The sequence below is a fragment of the Pseudomonadota bacterium genome, assembly GCA_018817425.1.
In the GTDB taxonomy this organism is placed as follows: domain Bacteria; phylum Desulfobacterota; class Desulfobacteria; order Desulfobacterales; family RPRI01; genus RPRI01.
Genome location: JAHITX010000007.1, coordinates 156,319 through 172,861, shown reverse-complemented (window position 1 = coordinate 172,861; position 16,543 = coordinate 156,319). Strand labels below are relative to the sequence as shown.

Here is a 16,543-nt window from a genome sequence, read left to right as displayed (position 1 = left end):
TAATGACGTTAAGCTTTCATTGACGGCGCTTTATGACTTAGACGGGTGCAGTATGTTTCGTCCTGGTTTTAAGTATATATATGGTAATCACTGGATTTTTGATATTTACGGAGTGATCCTGGGAGGAGAAGAAACAAGGCCAAGCAGGTATGGGTCCTTAGATTGGGCTAATGAAGTCTTCGGCAGAATAACTTATCAATTCTGAACATAAAAGGAGGATGATTTGCTATGAAAATTTATAAAACAGTTAATTTGGCAATAGTATTAATTGCCTTTATTTTTACACTTCTCTTACCAGGGGCACTTATAGGAGCAGATATACCATCCATAAAGGATGTGGTCGAAGGAAAGGCTGCACTTCCCACAATTGAGGATCTGACCGGCGGAAAGGTGAAGATCGGTGATCTGATTGACAAGAACAATGTGGATTTGGTCAAGGAATATATTACTGCGGCTATGTATGTAAATGTAAAAAGGGGAATGGTTCTGAAAATGGGAACCCAACTGTCGCCTGATAAATTGTATCCAAAAGCCTTCAAGGAGGCAACTGAAAGGAACCGGGGCAAGGCTGTAATGAATAATAATGGAGCAGTTTACTATGAAAAGATAGGTACTCCATGGCCGGGTGGTATCCCCTTTGCCTGGGCAAAGAACGGTTTGGAGGCAATGGGTAATTATCAATACGGACGTGTATGGGATTCGTATATTCATCGTCCGGTTCATATGTGGTATATAAATTCCAAAGGAGAGGTTTATAAGTCAGTCGGACAGGAGCATATGTATGTGAGGTGTAGCGGTAGAACAATAGAACCACCATTGGGGACAATTCCGGGTTATGAGAATATCTTGATCAAAAGGATTACGGTAGCAACTTATCCCAGGGAGATTGCAGGGTTGGGGCAGTTTACCGTGAGGTATTATGACTCTGCGAAGGATTATGACACGGGATTTGCCTATCTTCCTGCCTTCAAAAGGACAATGCGGACAAGCGCCACCACCTGGCAGGATAACATAGCAGGGGCAGATCTGATCTATGGTGATGGCGATGGCTTCCAGGAGCCATATTCAGATTGGGACCTTAAGCTTATAGGTAAAAAGTATTTACTGGTATCAGAATCCACTACTAACAACACGTACGATAATAATGGCAAGCCGAGGATACCAACGTACGATGAAAAAAGAAAGCCCGCTGATGGAATACAGTTTGATGTGGGTAAAAAATTTGCCCGGATAGGTTGGGTCATAATGCCGGTGGACGTTGTAGAGGCTATTCCGAGGTTCAAACATGTTTATGGAAAGAGGGTAGTATATATTCCGATCTGGCCTTATATTTTTAGTGGAGGCGGAATTGCGGCAACGGATATATATGATCGACAGATGAAACTATGGAAAGGACTATTCCATATATACGGACGTCTGGAATATATAAATGGTGATCAACAAAAGCCGGTGACACCATACACCTCTACCTGGTATTATGACCTCCAGGCAGATCATACGACCCAGATGTGGATGCCATGTGCAAAACTATTCGTGGGCTTCAGTCCTGAAGATATCAACTTGACAACCTTACTCAAGAAAGGAAGGTGAGCACTCTGTTCTTAATGAAGATAAGGTGATAGACACTCAGGCTATGGTTAATAAGCTCGGGAAAAAGGGCGAGATCGCATAAGCCATATATTCTCGCCCTCCAATTTGCAGGAGGTGAAAGTGAAGCCGGTTCGAGATTACGATGAACTGAAGGATATGTATATAGGGGATGGTCAGTGGGCTCATAGAGGCTGGGTGGATATCTTTGAATACAATGCCAGGAGGTGGCCGGATGAGGAGGCATTTGTTGATGCCAGAATGAGGGTGTCCTGGGCAAAGATTAAGCAAATAACAGATAGGCTTGCTCTTGGCCTCATTGAGATAGGCTTAAACAGGGATGACGTGGTTATTGGGCAATTGCCAAACTGTATTGAGAATATAGCTCTATGGGTCGCTTGTGAGAAGGCTGGACTGGTGCATCTCTACTCTATGCCTACTAACAGGGAAGCTGAGATAGCTCATTTTATCGAATTCACGAATGCAGTTGCTGCGGTAACCTGCTTTGAGTTTCGACATTTTAACCACTACAAGATGTTTAACGAATTTCGTGCCAGTGGCAAATTCCCCAAGTTTGAGCACATCTTCCTCATAAGCGGTTATGGGCTTGAGAAATTGCCTGAAGACGTAATTTCTGTGGAGGAGATAATAAATACACCCATAGAGGAGAAATATACCCCGGCTTACCTCTATAAAACCAGGGGCGACCCCTTTGAGGTATGGCAGATGGTATCAACGACCGGTACTACAGGCATGCCCAAGATTGGTATGCTCTCCCCGAACTGTAACATATCCACCGGACTGGAGTTCGTAAACCACTGGAGACTGACAAGAGATGATATAGGAATCACCGCTGCATTTTGCTTCTCCGGCCCTTCGGAAGGGGTAATACACGCACTGGTTACTGTTGCAGGTAAAATCATCTTGGTTGACTGGGGGGATCCGGAGGAAGTTCTCAAAGCCATAGAGAGGGAGAGGGGAACATATTATGGTGGTTTTCCTCTCCATTCCATACAGATGGCAAGGCATCACGCTTTTGATAAATATAATCTGAGTTCCCTGCGTTTCGTCGGTCATGCCGGTGCTCCCTTCCCTGCTGGATTATTGGAGGAAGTAGAGGATAGGTTTGGCGTACCTCTAATAACTTATTATGGTGTAAACGAGATCCAGGGGATACTCGGCAGTGATGTGGATATCCCAAGAGAAAAGAGATTTGGCTCTGTTGGCAGGGGCGGACGTAGGGTTCATCCTAAAATAGTTGATGATGAAGGCAATGAATTGCCACGAGGTGAGGTTGGAAAGCTCATTATCAGTGGTGGTGGTGTTGGCGCCGGCTACTACAACGATCCGGAGAAAACGAAACAGGCTTTTGGCGGCACACTGGGCAAGGGGGGCTGGTTCGATACAGAAGATCTTGCGCGAATGGATGAGGATGGAGATATCTGGCTCGCCGGACGTACCAGGGATATGATATTGCGCGCTGGTCAGAACATCTTCCCTGCTGAAATCGAAGGGATGCTTAACGCTCATCCAAAAGTGTCAAATGTGTGCATTGTTTCAATGCCTAGCTCTGATTATGGAGAGAAGGCTTGCGCTTATATCATCCTCAAGAAAGGAGAAACTACTTTCACCTTTCTTGAAATGGTTTCATTTCTCACTGAGAGAAAGCTTGCCAAATATAAGCTGCCGGAGCGGCTTGAGATAGTAGAATCTTTTCCAATGTTAGGTGATAAGATACATAAGATGGCTCTGGGTAAGGATATAGCCAATAAGCTTTTGACTGAAGGCTTAATTACTCAGTCTATGATTGATAAGTTCATAGAACAGGGTAAGATATTATAAAGGTTTAAACAGTGATGAAAATTGTTGATTTTCACTATCATCCGGTCAGTCCGATCTTTGACTTTTTGCCCCAGCCTATGGGATTGTTGAAAAAAAGGAACCCTGCATGGGCCAAACGATTTGCAAGCATCCCCACCGCCAGCGATATACTATCATTTCTTGATGAGGAAGAAATAGACTATGCGGTATTGCTTGCGGAAAGAATCCCAACTGTGACAGGGATAGTGTCTAACGAATTTGTGGCTTCACTGTGCAAGGGAGAACCCAGACTGGTTCCCTTTTGCAGTATAAATCCAGTTCTTGATGTTCATATGGATGTGATGCTGGAAAAACTTGTTAAAGAAGGCTTTAAAGGATTAAAGCTATGGCCAAGCTATCAGCATTTTTACCCGAATCATCAAAATATATATCCCCTATATTCTTCAGCACAGAGATTGGGAATTCCGATACTATATCATATAGGAACTTCTGTTTTCAAGGGGGTTAAGCTGAAGTATTGCGACCCTATTTATTTGGATGAAGTAGCTGTAGACTTCCCGGAGCTCAATATTGTTATGGCCCATGCGGGAAGGGGCTTTTGGTATGATAAGGCATTTACGCTGGCTTCTTTACATAAAAACATATATCTTGAAATATCCGGATTACCTCCTGCTAAACTCCTTGAATATTTTCCACGGATAGGGAGAATCGGACCTAAAATAATTTTCGGATCGGATTATCCAGATATAACATCCATTAAAAAGAATGTCGACCACATAAAGACCCTGCCCCTTGACCCATCAGTTATTGAAGGGATACTTGGTTTAAATGCCAACAAACTGCTCAAGGTGTTTTAATCTCTTTATGAATGCAGGCTAAAATAAGTAAAAACTTCTGACAAGACCATGCTTTTTCGAGGAGAAAGCAAATGGATAATATACTGGCGCAGCTGAGCAAGCAGGAACTACCATCTTGAACACAATTTTGGCCATGGGGATAAATACCTATCTTATAATTTGCTGCTTTTCAATTTTCTTACTTTCTTCACGCACCAGATCATGGAACTATCAGATCCTGGTTATCAAAAGTTTCGGGCCAAGTTCACTTCCTGGAAAGAATACTGGAATCAATTGCGCTGCACAATAAGGATTCTTATATTTCCTTCATTTGAAAGCCTGCTGGAATTTATTATTGACCCTGACAAATGTATCCAATCCTTATATGTATTGTTGAACTTAATGACTTTTGTTAATAACTTTTCCGTCTCTATCACAATGTTTCAGCAAACTTTTCTATATTCCTCAATCCGATAACCAAAAATTACATTCACCAAGATTTGTTGCGTATTGCCGAACGAAATTGACAAAAATAGTCATATTTGGTAACTTAATCAATTATTTTAATAGTCTCTTTTTATCAAATGGTGTTTTGTCGTAAATTCCACGTTATGCTATTAGGAGACTATTTTTTTATCTACACGATAATAAATTATTTTTATACTATGTGTGGAAGTATTTTCTTCTTCTCTTTTACTATATAACGCTATAAGGTTTTTAGGTTTTGCCGATTTTGAATGTAAACAATTGATTCGGACTCAAAAATACTGCAACTGCACCATCTGCTGCATTGCCCAACTTGTCAGTGTAGCAGATGAAACGTTGACCGGCTTGCAGGAACAGCAAAGTTAAAATAAACCGGAGATTTAGATATTCATAAGAAAAGAAACTACTTCAGACATTGAGGCAATTACCCAGGTTACAATAGCTGCCTTCAGTACCCTCCCAATAAGCAATCATACTGAGGCAATATATAATCAAGGCATTACGCGCCGCAGGAGCACTTACTTTGTCGCTTGTGGCGGAAATTGAAGTGTGTATTGCCTATCAATGCTAATTAAAGCGGTTTGCCTGATTAATATAAAAGTCCCCGTTACTTGCAACGGGGACTTTTAATTTCCTATCGGTTTTTGTGATTTATAGAATGGAAATTTCCATAAATCATTTGAATATATTTTTTAAAACATTATTGAGTTCTTTTCCCACTTTCCCGTCAAGCTTTTTTTGAACCTGTTCTTGTACAACCTTTGATGCGGCATTTCCAAGCAGGCGGTTAAGGCTGTTTCCGTCTGCCGCGATTTGTGGAGATGTTACATCACCTTTGATGGTGCAGGGAATTTCCAGTTGCTGATCATTATTTAAAAGGTATTTTAATGTCTTGTCTTTTTGGAAACGCTCGGATGCGGATTTAGTAAGAAGTACTGCCGTATTCAAATCAAGGGATTTATCAAGGCCAATGGAGCCTTTACCGGATAGTATAAAATCATTTGCGGATATTTTCATGGTATCAAGTGCGATTTTTCCTGCCTCGATACTAAATTTTCCTGCAAGGTCTTTAAATGCAGTTTCGTTTAAGCTTTTTTGTTTTTCCGGTGCGATGGCTTGTGCCACCATGTTTAATCCTTTAAATTTTAGAAGACTTTCGGATACGGCATCCAATATATTTACATTGGCGAGTTTCCCGTTGGTAATGTCGGCAGAACCTTTTCCTGCAAGACTTTTTGAAATTATATTCCAGTCTGCTCCTTTTCCCTGAATGCTGAAATTGCTGTTGATGTTTCCAAAAAGAGTATCTTGCATACTGGTAAATTGATTCAGGACTTTATTCACATTGATGTTTTTTGTAGCAAGATCCATATCCCATTTCGGAGATTGCATATCGCTGAGATTTACTTTTGCGTTTGCTTTTATGTTACCATCGAAGCTGTCAAAACTTATATTTTTTAATGTGGCAACCGCGTTTTCGTATTGGATTTCAGCTGAAACATTTTCAAAATCTGATTTATTGTATTTGCATTTTTTAATGGAAATCTTTCCAAGCGCTTTTAAATCCGGGGCTTTTTGCTTTTCGGGTGTTATTGCTATTGTTTTTGATTCGGCCGCTTTTGATTCGCCCGTTTTAGGTTCCTTTTTTTTAGATTTTTGTTTTTCTTTCGCGGATGCGGGCATCAGTGTGTCAATATCGAGATAATTAGAAGCAAGGTTGAATGTAATGTCCGGTTTCATAATGTTTCGTATGGTTGCATTAAGGCTTAGATCAGAAGGCCCGATACGAAGCGATGTATTTTGTATCTTAACGGCATTATCAGCTATATTTACAGCTACCTGAATGCTTTCAAACTTTTTCCCGAGTTCGGCGGATGTGGCGCTTCCGTTTTTCAGGGTTAAACCGGCGGTTACACCGGTAAGATTTTTGAGTTTATCGATTTTTCCTTTGAAACGGACATCGGAAAGCGCCAGGTCTCCTTCGAGTTTATAAGCTTTTAATGAGGGCAGAATCGGAGCCAGCGCATCCAGCGGGGTAGGGGCCATCTTTAAGGTTCCATTAATAGACGGATCGGCAAAATTGGAAATATCGGCTAAGCCGGTAAGTATTATTTTATTTAAGATTAATTCAAGATTGTCAACTTTTAGAATATCTTTTTTATAAAGACCGTTTATATTGAGTGATAGAGGTATTCCCGCTTCCTTTTGGAATAGATTCCCAAACGCAATTTTTCCTTTTGTTGCATCCACGCCGGCTTTAAAGCTTAAATCTTCAGCCAAGCTTTTTGACAGAATATTGGCCTCGATTTTCCATGAGCCGTCCATTAAGAGCTGTGGAGCTGATTCTTTTTTGGTTTTGTCTGCCAGTATTAAGTCCAGCTTGTCCCAGTCAATGCCGAGGCGGCATTGAAGATTATCGCTCAAACGTCCTTTTAAATCCATTTTGACATCAACAGCGCCGGATTTGATATTAAGCCCTTTAACATATTGCATAAGATGGGATAGATTGACATCATCAACAGATAAAGTCAGATCAACGGGAATATTTTCAGGTACCGGCTTTTGGCCGATGGGGCCAATATTACCCGAAAGCAAAACATGTCCTGCCTTTGGACTTGCATAAACATCTGTTTCAAAATCAATGTTGATTTTTTCAGATAATGAAACCGCTTTCATTGTAAGGTTGAATTTATCCAAAGCAATTTCTTTGGCAGTTTTAGTATTGTAAGCGTCAATAAATTTAAAATTTCCATTTGTTATAGAAATTTTGGATACGAAAATATTTTCAAGAGCCGCTTTCGGGTTTTCTGTTTCGTCTTTTTTTTGCGGCTTTGAAGGAGGAGCTTTTTCAGGCGGTTTCGTTGGGGTCATATCGGAAAAATTAAATTTGCCTTTTGCATCTCTTTCAATCAGTATTGAAGGAGTATTGATTGATACGGAAGAAATCAGAAACTTTTTTTTAAGTAGTGGCAGAACTTGTACCGTGGCTTTTAAACTGTCGATACTGACAAAGTCTTGCTGTTTAAAATCCGGGCTGTTGGAGATTTTGACATTTCTGATTTCTGCTCCCACACCGGTAAGTATCGTTAATTTAACATCACCAATAACAACTTTCCGGTTTAACTGTTTTTCGATGGTTGGAATTTGTTTTGCCACAATAGCGTTAATATCAATCACAAACGGCAGAATAATAATGACACAGAGAATAAGAGCCAGAATGATTCCTATGGTAATAAGGGCTTTTTTCATATGGGTATCTCCAATAATAAATTGATGATAAATTTAAAAGGCTTAATTAAATTATCATACTTTTATTTTCCCTGTTTACAAGCTAAATCTGCTTTAGCTTAATTTTCTTGTTAAGATTCTTCCCATCATCAACGAATAAATGAAATAGTAAATGGGAGGCGTGGAATCACTCATAGTACAGCATTAAGACTGGCTAAGGCTTTTGGAATGTCGGCAGACTTTTGGATGTATGTTCAGTTTTTTTATTGAATTAATTGATGCAAAGTGTTAACAAAACCTATGTATTTTTGCTCATTATATAAATTGCGTTATTTTAACATTTTCTGGAATTAATAATCTGATATAATTTTTCTACACGCTCTTAAGGATTTAATATGACCGGATACTAAAAAGCCCCGATCTTCATACAATTGAAGCACGGGGCTTTTGTTTTTTTAATATTTAAAACTATCAAAACTACTAAATATTTAATAAATAGCTTACAGATAAAGGAGAAGTTATGAGCGCAAGTCAATCAGATTTATCAAACTCTCAATATGGATACGACATGGTGCTGGCTGTTACCGAGGCATCTGTAAATGCTGCTATGGAACAGTGGTTATCCGGTTATTCCGGAACCCCTTTTACGCAAGCATATGTTTATGATCAGGAAAATCAAATACCTGTATTGACTGACTATGATGAACTAGTGAACACAGTTGGGTTTGATCCTTTTACAATACCGGATGGTACTGCTACTACAGATCGAAGAATTACAGCTTTAACTGATTTATATTTTTTATTTGCTTTTCAAATTGAAACAGGTATTCCGGATTTTCCTGTTGCCGACATTCCTCCAGTCATAAACATGGACCAGCAAGGATCGAACGTAACTTATAATATGGTGTGCAAACAATTTAAGATTATTGCTGTAGAGCCCGCTGTATATGGACCCTCAATATGGTTGAATAAATCCCAGGACGATAGCACAACACCCTGGTGTTTTAGCTTTACCGTCGATCTTAATTTGCAAAGCGATGACATTAATAACCATTTTAGCAAGTTACCTGAAGAGACCCAGGAGGAAATTAAAAATCTTGGAATAGATCTGTTCAGCGTGCAACAATTATTTTTAGATTTAAATACTGCCGGGTTAAGTAATATACCAACTATATCGGGTATAGACCCGACAAGCCAGACTTATGTGTATATGACGACAGTCTTTATTAATACTTATATTGCAGGTTTGAGCGAAGACGGAGGCATAATGTTAGGGCTTAGTGTAATTTCAAGCCAGCCATTTCCTGATAATGCTTCACTTATCCCAACCGATCTGAATTTTGAAATATCGTCTTATAAAAGCAGCGATGGCAATGGTACATCAGATTATGACGCCTATACTCTTAATTACCTGGTGATGTCTAATGGTGATTCAATGCCGGCGCCGGTGCAATTCACATGGAACTGGATCGATATCGGAGATATTACCCAGTACGCGGGTGTTATGGCGATAAACAGAACGACTTTTGTAAATTTTTTAATCAAATTATTATCATCATCTTTAAGTTCTATTTCAAAAAAGCCTCATGTGCATTTTCATGTAAACCTTACGGAAGCATATTTTGAATGGGGATATGAAAGTGATGATTCGGATTTTAGTTTTGATATCGTTCCGGATGGTGGAACGCATATACTAACCTATCAATATTATAAGTCTGATGAAAGCAAAGATACTTTTGGTAATTGGGGAGAGTTCAAGGTTGAATATACTGCGCAATCAGATGTGTATATTGAAGGAACGTCTATCACGATTGAAACCGACATACATGCCCATTGTTATTTAAATGTTGATGGTGGCACAGCCAGCGGCAATTGGGCCAGTTTCACATCGCAAACAGTATATACAATTGGTGTTGATAGCAATGGGACAATTACGGTGTCAGAATCTGATCCCGTTATCACTGATAACTCAGAAAAACCGGATCCTGACAAGTGGTTAAAACTTATAACTTTAGACCAAATTAACGATGTTGTTGATAAAATTAAAGACACTTACAAAGAATGGATAGGAGATTTTTTGAGAAATGATGCACAAAAAATTTGTGATATGCTCAATGGTTCAAACACATGGGTGTTTCCCGGAGGCAGTACTTTCACATTTTCGAATGCCGCTTTTTCTGAAAACCAGGATTTAGTAGCAAATGTTCTTTACATAGACCCTTCAGACGCTGATAAAAGATGAGTCTTAACTAAGCGAACAAATATCAATTATATATAATGATAGGTGGATAAAATGGGAACAAATTTAAATGTTACATATTCTTCAGAGCTAATGCAAAACTATTTACAAGCAGAAGTCGTATCGCCCCAGAAAAATTTTGAAGCTCTGCAAACTGGTGACGGACTTACTTTGCTGTTTGCAATTGGAACGGATGATGTATTTTATCTAATAGAGCAAAAATCCGCTCACAAGATCGGCTGGGAAAAGATTGACCTTAGCAGCCTTCTTTCTCCCGATTATGGGAATAGCGCAATTATAGCTAAAAACTTTGCGGTGGCTCAGAATGTCAGTACAGGAAATATTGATATTTCTCTTGCAATCACCGTTGATGGTCAGGACTACTTATACTTGTCATTGAACAATGAAAATAATTGTGGGGCAATTACACAAGAAACAATTAATTGGGTGATTATGCCTTATGACGACCAAGAGCATAGCGGTATCGAACTTGATATCGAAGATTTATATATATCCGAAACCTCTGATCAGGAATATGTGGTTGCTGATATTTCTCAATCAACCTTCGATCCAGGTAATAATTATATTTTGCGTTATTATATTGATCCAAATAAAACTAACGGATATATCTGGAACGCGATGGTAGTTGGAGCTGACCTTGATCCTCCCGCAATAAGCTGCCTGGGAAGGAAGGGCGGTGATTCGGTCGATGGGATGTATACGCTTGGAAGTAATAATGGAGAAACCGAACTTACCTATATTCAGTTGTATAACCCATTTGGCGGAGCTCCATTTACAACCCCATTGGTTGCTCCTCAAAGCGCTACAGCGATAAGTACGGTTGATGCCGGAAACAGCCTGACTGATTTATACTTGGCTGCGGACAAAACCCTATACTATTATGATGCAAACAAACAATCAAAGGATTATGCAGGAGAGCTGATCTTTCAAAATGAGCTTTTTGACGGAGTCTCAAAATTATGCTCATGCGCTACTGATGATCAAATTATAGTATGGGGGCTCAATCGTGATAATCAAATATTTTATACAAAATGTGATAAAAGCCGGATAACGGATCAAACTGCCTGGAGCACACCAGTCCCGATCCTTGATGAAGTAGACCAGTTTTCACCCTATATTAATAACAAAGATGACTCTATTGAATTTTTTGCTGCTGCCGGAAATATTCTGACTAAGGCCGTCCAATCGCCACAAACCACCATTTGGAAATCTCAAAGCATAAATTTACAAGCCCCTGCAAATGCCGAATCAACAAAGATCAGCTCCTATACAACAAGAATACAGCTTACTGATGATAATAATAAACCGATCAGGGATCATTTGTTAAATATTAGTACTAGTGCAAGAATATCATTCTATATAAATAATTTATATTATGTATTGGATACCGATCCAATACCTGTAAGAACCGACAATATGGGGAGTATCCTCATTGTCGAAACTGTTGACGATCTTCCGGGCACTAAAATTATTGTTTCGGACGACAACACAGATCCTATAACGATTAATCCAATGGATAATCCCATGAACCAGGTTGCTGCTCTGAATACTGCATCTTTAGTAAAAGCAACAGTAATAACAAATCCTGATGGAAGCACCGAACCGCTTATTGACCAGAACACATCGGACAAGGATTTCTCTCAGGTAGCCACATATAATGTACAATTAGGAGATGCATATTCAGATATAGCTAAAGCAAATATTGATATTGGTTTATCATCGACTAGCTCAGTCCGTCCTCTTGCTACATATGGGGCAGCTAGTTCCATCAGTGCTGACGCAGGCAATTTATTCAAATGGCTGGAAACCGGAATTGAACACGAAATTGATTTAGTAAAAGATGAAACCAGTGGATTATTAAATATTGTTTTGACCATAGCAGATGAAGTATATTCAGCAGTGCTTGATTGTGAAGAAAAAGTTATCGGAGCGGTTAGATGGATTTACAATTCAGTTAAAACAGCTGTTGATGATCTGATAAAGTATCTTGAATTTTTGTTTGAATGGCAGGATATTATTCGCACAAAAAATGTTTTAAAAAACTTGTCAGTACTATACCTTCAAAATGCAATAGATCAAATTAAGGACTTACAAGATGATTTTGACAATGAAATAAAAAAACTGGTCCAGACCATCAATGGTTGGGCTTGCATCAATGACTGGTCCGGATTAGGAGCTGCTGCAACAGCGCCTGCCAACAGCAGTTCGAATCCATCACGTGGACTTAGTGCCCCTGGGACATTATTATCCAACCATTTTCAAAATAATTCAGGGAATATAAAACAGCAAAACCCTCCGCCCGATCCTGATCCTGACCAGTCATTAGTTTCACAATTATTTGATGCAATGAAAAGTGAAGAGACAACATTGGATAATGTCATTGATCAATTTCGGGACCTGGCATTAGAGTACGAAAAATTAAACCTGGAAGTAATTCTTGAAAAAATTACAGCAATCATGGCCGATGGCGTGCTTGAAAGCGCTCAAAATGTTATGGATGTTTTTTTCGATATTATAGTTGATCTTTCCAGTGAATGTTTAGCTGCATTGGATACACCCATAACCATACCTATACTTGGTGATATTCTTGATGAAATTGGTATTTCTTCATTTTCAATTTTAGATCTGTTGTGTTTGATAACTGCTGTACCGGTAACATTAGAATATAAATTGCTAAATGACACTATGCCTTTTGAGGATGACAAGTATACTGATTTTCTGATCAGTGCTTCAACTTTTCAGGATGTAATTGATGCATTTAAAGGCATCGGATCGATAACTATACCGGATAGTGTTGCCAAAACCGTTTTTATAATCGGACATATTTCTTCCGGATTTTTTACTTTAATGTCCTCTATTGTTTCATCTCTTGAGGCGGTTGAAGAGGATGAAGACAACCCCTTTTCAACACCTTCCGGAATAATAGGCATGTTAAACTCCGTTATGCTCGGCATAACTGATACTCTTGTACCAAAAGACCCTGTTAAAAATGAAGTGGTTGGCTGGATCGATAACATAACAACTTTTGCAAATATACTTTCTGCGTTAATTTTTTCAGGTCCTGCGCAGAAAAAATTCGGAGCATCTTCCGGAATATTAAATAATTTAAAGGCTGATGATGGAAGAGCGACAAGTTCAATTGTGGATACAATTCTGCTCATTCCTGCTTTATGTTGCACATGTTGGCATTTATATGAATTAACGGAAGTTGACAATGATACTGCCTGGACAGAAGCAATTATAGAAGAAACATCTAATCTTACATCAGCAATTGCCACAACGAGTTACGCTGTTGCTGTAAATATTGCCGACCCCAGTGTGAAAGAGGTATGTATTGCAGTGATGGCTATATCAGATGTTGCTACTGCCGGCCTGCAAACAGCAGAAGCCATAGTAGAGGCTGAAGATAATTAAAGAGATAAGGAAAGAGAAATAATGTTAGATTTTAAGGTCATATTTTTTTTATTGAGTTAATTAATATAAAGTGTTAGTGAAACCTATGTGTTGTTGCTCATTTAATAAATTGCGTTATTTTAATATTTTCTGGAACTAATAATCCGATATCTCATTTTCTTATTTTTCTATCTCTAAAATGAGACCTTTGAAAAATGTTTGATTTTGCTCAAGTTCAAGAAAGGCGAAAATTTCAACCACAGGAATACATCGAGTATTTCGAGGAGTTGAATTTGAGCCTGCCGAAGGCACGATTAGTGAAGCTTTAGCGCTAATCGGGTAAAAGGGAGCGTTTATCTAAGGTCTTAAAAGGATTTAACATGACTGGATACAATCAAGCCCCGATCTTCAGACAATTGAAGCACGGGGCTTTTGTTTTTTTATTTTCGCAGTAACCATGAAAGGTAAAAGTAATTTCTTCCTAAGAAAGATATTTGTTAAAGTTTGAAATTATGCATTCATAAAAACTAACAAACGAGATTAATCACTTCGATGAATTTAAAAACAATATGAACTCCCACAAAAAATACATAATCATTTGTGCTGTATTCATGGCTACAATAGTCATGTTTATAGATACAAAAGGTCTATATTTGATCTACAAAAGCCAATCCACCAAAATAAGCAAGCTAACAGTCAAAAAAGATGGAAAAGTATCATCCATTAACTTCTATATAGATGAGCCAACTCAAGATATAAACAAAACGATAGAGCCTATTCCAATAGATAATGTCTACAAAATGCTCTATAAAACAGATACGGGTGAGTATCGACAAAAAGTCAATGATGCATCATGGACTGAAGCATGGTTATTCGAGCCATACAATAAAAATAGTAAGAAGATTAATAAAACTCATAACCTCATATTTGTTATCTTTGCTTACTTTCAGCAATATGCAATAATCATTATAGCTTTTTGTGCACTTTTTCATATTTGGGCACATCTTCTTTACTTCGTATTATTCAAAAAACTTCCAGTATCAAAAAGGCTAAAACTAACCATTCGACTTGATCCATATTCCGCACTTCATGAATTCGGTCTTGAAAGGTGGAACCAAGCATTGAATATGATTTATTGGGCACTCTGCCCAGCATTAGTAATCCCAATAATTTCAAAATCGGCTCAGAGCGACATTAATATTTATGATATTGGGCAGTTAATGATTCGGTGGCTAGTTCCATTGCTTTTTTTATCTCCTATGCTGTTCACTCTAATTGCCAGACAAACAAAGGCCATGGAATTATGGGATACTGTTAGAAATGAAAAGAATGAAGAGAATATAGAAAGATATCATAAACAACTTTTGTGGCCTCTTGATAAAAATTGGGCATCTAAGTTGGGGATTATTATTTCGTTTATTTTACTAAGTTATCTTATCGGTGACATTCTTAAAGAACTTGGTGCAGATAAGTTGGTTAAACTGTAACCATTGTTTCAACCCTGACAGCAAAGCATTGGCGGAACGAGGTGTTTCATATCCGATATTAGCAGAATTGCTCCAGGTTATACTTGCTTAAGACTCAAAATATAATATGCGCCAAATAATATACATATCTTTACTATCCTGCTTACTATGCGGATGTTCCATTCCAATTAATGGCCAAAACGGTACAACTCACCACCTTATTGTTGGATTAGGAGTCGTAACAGTAAAGCAGCCCAACGAAAACAATGGTGTTTTAGTCACCAAGACAGAATCAATCGGAGCACAAATTTCAGACCAACCAACCATACATTTTGCGATTGGCTATTCAAAATCTAATGTTGTTTCCATTCCCGAAACCACAAATAATATAGTTTTAGAAATATCTCAAAAGACTTTAGGACCTATCAATATAGTTATTAACCCAACAATTACAGGAGAAACTATAAATGAAAAATCAAAGCAATAGACATAATAACAGCATATTATTCCTAAAATTATTTACTAGTATTGGACTTATTACATTAGGCGTATCTGGATGTACTAGTGGCAGTTCAATAATTGCATCAACTGGCACAGTTATTGGTGTCGAAATATCTCAAAATCCGGCCACCCAGAATCCGACAGCTTCATTAGGCTATAAGCGTGCAGAATTGGCTTATGTACCAACTAATCGTGCAACATCAAACAAAACTGTTAGAACAGAAAACTCTGATGGTACAATAACAACTACTACCAAAGAGGGAATTCCGGATTTAAAAGATGGAGCTCGAGATTCCGCCAATGTTATTATGGAACTAAAATACTTTGGAATTTTCAGCTGGGGTGATGAATCAGGAATATATCAAAGATTAGCTGTTGGAGATAAAGCCGTTTCAGAACCTGGGGCCGCCTTATTGTTCAGTAAAGATTCTTCCGGCAAAGTTGACCAAAATATAGCAAAGTCTGTAGCACGAGCAGAGACCTTAAACGCTGTTGAAGACTACAAAATATCAAAAATATCAGAATATGTTTCTGATGGATCTGGATCCATAAACAACTCAACCCTAAGTGCACTCCTTTTAAAGGCAAAAACTAAATTTCCCACAATTGTTACAACCACTGTCGAGATAACTATCAACAAATGTAAGAAAAATTCTGATCTAACAGAGCTATTATCAGAAGACTTGAATTCAGCTATTAACCCTCTATATATTTCTCTTCCTGCTAATAATTTATAAACATTAAAGGAGTAAAGCAATGGATCACAACAAGATAAAAATAATTGCTACATCGGCCGAACAGTCTGATGTTACCAAAGCGCAGTTAAAACTGAGAGGCTATACCGTTAGCTCAAAGACCTGCTCTAAAGGTATTTTAGATGGCAGCAACCTGACAGGAGGCCATTTGGATATTTTTGAAAATGGCGAAAAAGGTATTACAATACTCATTGCAACTAAATAATTAAG

At 38.4% G+C, this 16,543-nt stretch carries 12 protein-coding genes; 11 read left to right on the top strand and 1 reads right to left on the bottom strand.

The window, feature by feature from the left end; translation table 11 throughout:
• From KKC46_01985 to KKC46_01970, 4 genes are all read left to right on the top strand, one after another.
• A partial coding sequence (locus KKC46_01985; GenBank protein ID MBU1052580.1) for a hypothetical protein occupies positions 1 to 205 on the top strand: 205 nt, incomplete at its 5' end.
• Positions 206 to 228: 23 nt separating this feature from the next.
• Positions 229 to 1,590, top strand: coding sequence for a DUF1329 domain-containing protein (locus KKC46_01980; GenBank protein MBU1052579.1), 1,362 nt, complete (start codon positions 229 to 231; stop codon positions 1,588 to 1,590).
• A 120-nt stretch (positions 1,591 to 1,710) separates the two neighbouring features.
• Positions 1,711 to 3,429 carry an AMP-binding protein gene (locus KKC46_01975; protein MBU1052578.1) on the top strand — a complete coding sequence of 573 codons (1,719 nt, stop codon included), beginning with the start codon at positions 1,711 to 1,713 and terminating at the stop codon, positions 3,427 to 3,429.
• A 14-nt stretch (positions 3,430 to 3,443) separates the two neighbouring features.
• Positions 3,444 to 4,265, top strand: a complete 822-nt coding sequence (locus tag KKC46_01970; GenBank protein ID MBU1052577.1) for an amidohydrolase family protein — start codon at positions 3,444 to 3,446, stop codon at positions 4,263 to 4,265.
• Between the two features lie 1,140 nt (positions 4,266 to 5,405).
• Here the strand turns inward: KKC46_01970 and KKC46_01965 are convergent.
• Entirely contained in the window at positions 5,406 to 7,979 is a 2,574-nt protein-coding gene (locus KKC46_01965) for an AsmA family protein (protein MBU1052576.1), read from the bottom strand.
• 135 nt (positions 7,980 to 8,114) lie between these two features.
• On the opposite strand from KKC46_01965, the gene KKC46_01960 reads away from it, so the two are divergent.
• From KKC46_01960 to KKC46_01930, 7 genes are all read left to right on the top strand, one after another.
• Positions 8,115 to 8,228 (top strand): hypothetical protein, encoded by a 114-nt coding sequence (locus KKC46_01960; protein MBU1052575.1) that lies wholly within the window; start codon positions 8,115 to 8,117, stop codon positions 8,226 to 8,228.
• A 250-nt stretch (positions 8,229 to 8,478) separates the two neighbouring features.
• Positions 8,479 to 10,200, top strand: coding sequence for a hypothetical protein (locus KKC46_01955; protein MBU1052574.1), 1,722 nt, complete (start codon positions 8,479 to 8,481; stop codon positions 10,198 to 10,200).
• Between the two features lie 51 nt (positions 10,201 to 10,251).
• A complete protein-coding gene (locus tag KKC46_01950) occupies positions 10,252 to 13,632 on the top strand; it encodes a hypothetical protein (protein ID MBU1052573.1) in 3,381 nt (1,126 codons plus the stop codon).
• A 605-nt stretch (positions 13,633 to 14,237) separates the two neighbouring features.
• Positions 14,238 to 15,098, top strand: a complete 861-nt coding sequence (locus KKC46_01945; protein MBU1052572.1) for a hypothetical protein — start codon at positions 14,238 to 14,240, stop codon at positions 15,096 to 15,098.
• Positions 15,099 to 15,204: 106 nt separating this feature from the next.
• A complete protein-coding gene (locus KKC46_01940; GenBank protein ID MBU1052571.1) occupies positions 15,205 to 15,564 on the top strand; it encodes a hypothetical protein in 360 nt (119 codons plus the stop codon).
• Positions 15,545 to 16,315, top strand: a complete 771-nt coding sequence (locus KKC46_01935; GenBank protein ID MBU1052570.1) for a hypothetical protein — start codon at positions 15,545 to 15,547, stop codon at positions 16,313 to 16,315. Before KKC46_01940 ends, KKC46_01935 begins: the two co-directional genes overlap by 20 nt.
• A 19-nt stretch (positions 16,316 to 16,334) precedes the next feature.
• The gene (locus tag KKC46_01930) at positions 16,335 to 16,538 is read left to right on the top strand and encodes a hypothetical protein (GenBank protein ID MBU1052569.1); all 204 of its coding nucleotides are present in this window, start codon (positions 16,335 to 16,337) and stop codon (positions 16,536 to 16,538) included.
• The last annotated feature ends 5 nt before the right edge of the window (positions 16,539 to 16,543 follow it).

Coding starts and splice junctions, on each gene's coding strand:
- KKC46_01965 (MBU1052576.1), bottom strand. CDS start 7,979: ATGAAAAAAGCCCTTATTACCATAGGAATCATTCTGGCTCTTATTCTC.
- KKC46_01930 (MBU1052569.1), top strand. CDS start 16,335: ATGGATCACAACAAGATAAAAATAATTGCTACATCGGCCGAACAGTCT.
- KKC46_01950 (MBU1052573.1), top strand. CDS start 10,252: ATGGGAACAAATTTAAATGTTACATATTCTTCAGAGCTAATGCAAAAC.
- KKC46_01955 (MBU1052574.1), top strand. CDS start 8,479: ATGAGCGCAAGTCAATCAGATTTATCAAACTCTCAATATGGATACGAC.
- KKC46_01970 (MBU1052577.1), top strand. CDS start 3,444: ATGAAAATTGTTGATTTTCACTATCATCCGGTCAGTCCGATCTTTGAC.
- KKC46_01945 (MBU1052572.1), top strand. CDS start 14,238: ATGTTTATAGATACAAAAGGTCTATATTTGATCTACAAAAGCCAATCC.
- KKC46_01940 (MBU1052571.1), top strand. CDS start 15,205: ATGCGCCAAATAATATACATATCTTTACTATCCTGCTTACTATGCGGA.
- KKC46_01935 (MBU1052570.1), top strand. CDS start 15,545: ATGAAAAATCAAAGCAATAGACATAATAACAGCATATTATTCCTAAAA.
- KKC46_01980 (MBU1052579.1), top strand. CDS start 229: ATGAAAATTTATAAAACAGTTAATTTGGCAATAGTATTAATTGCCTTT.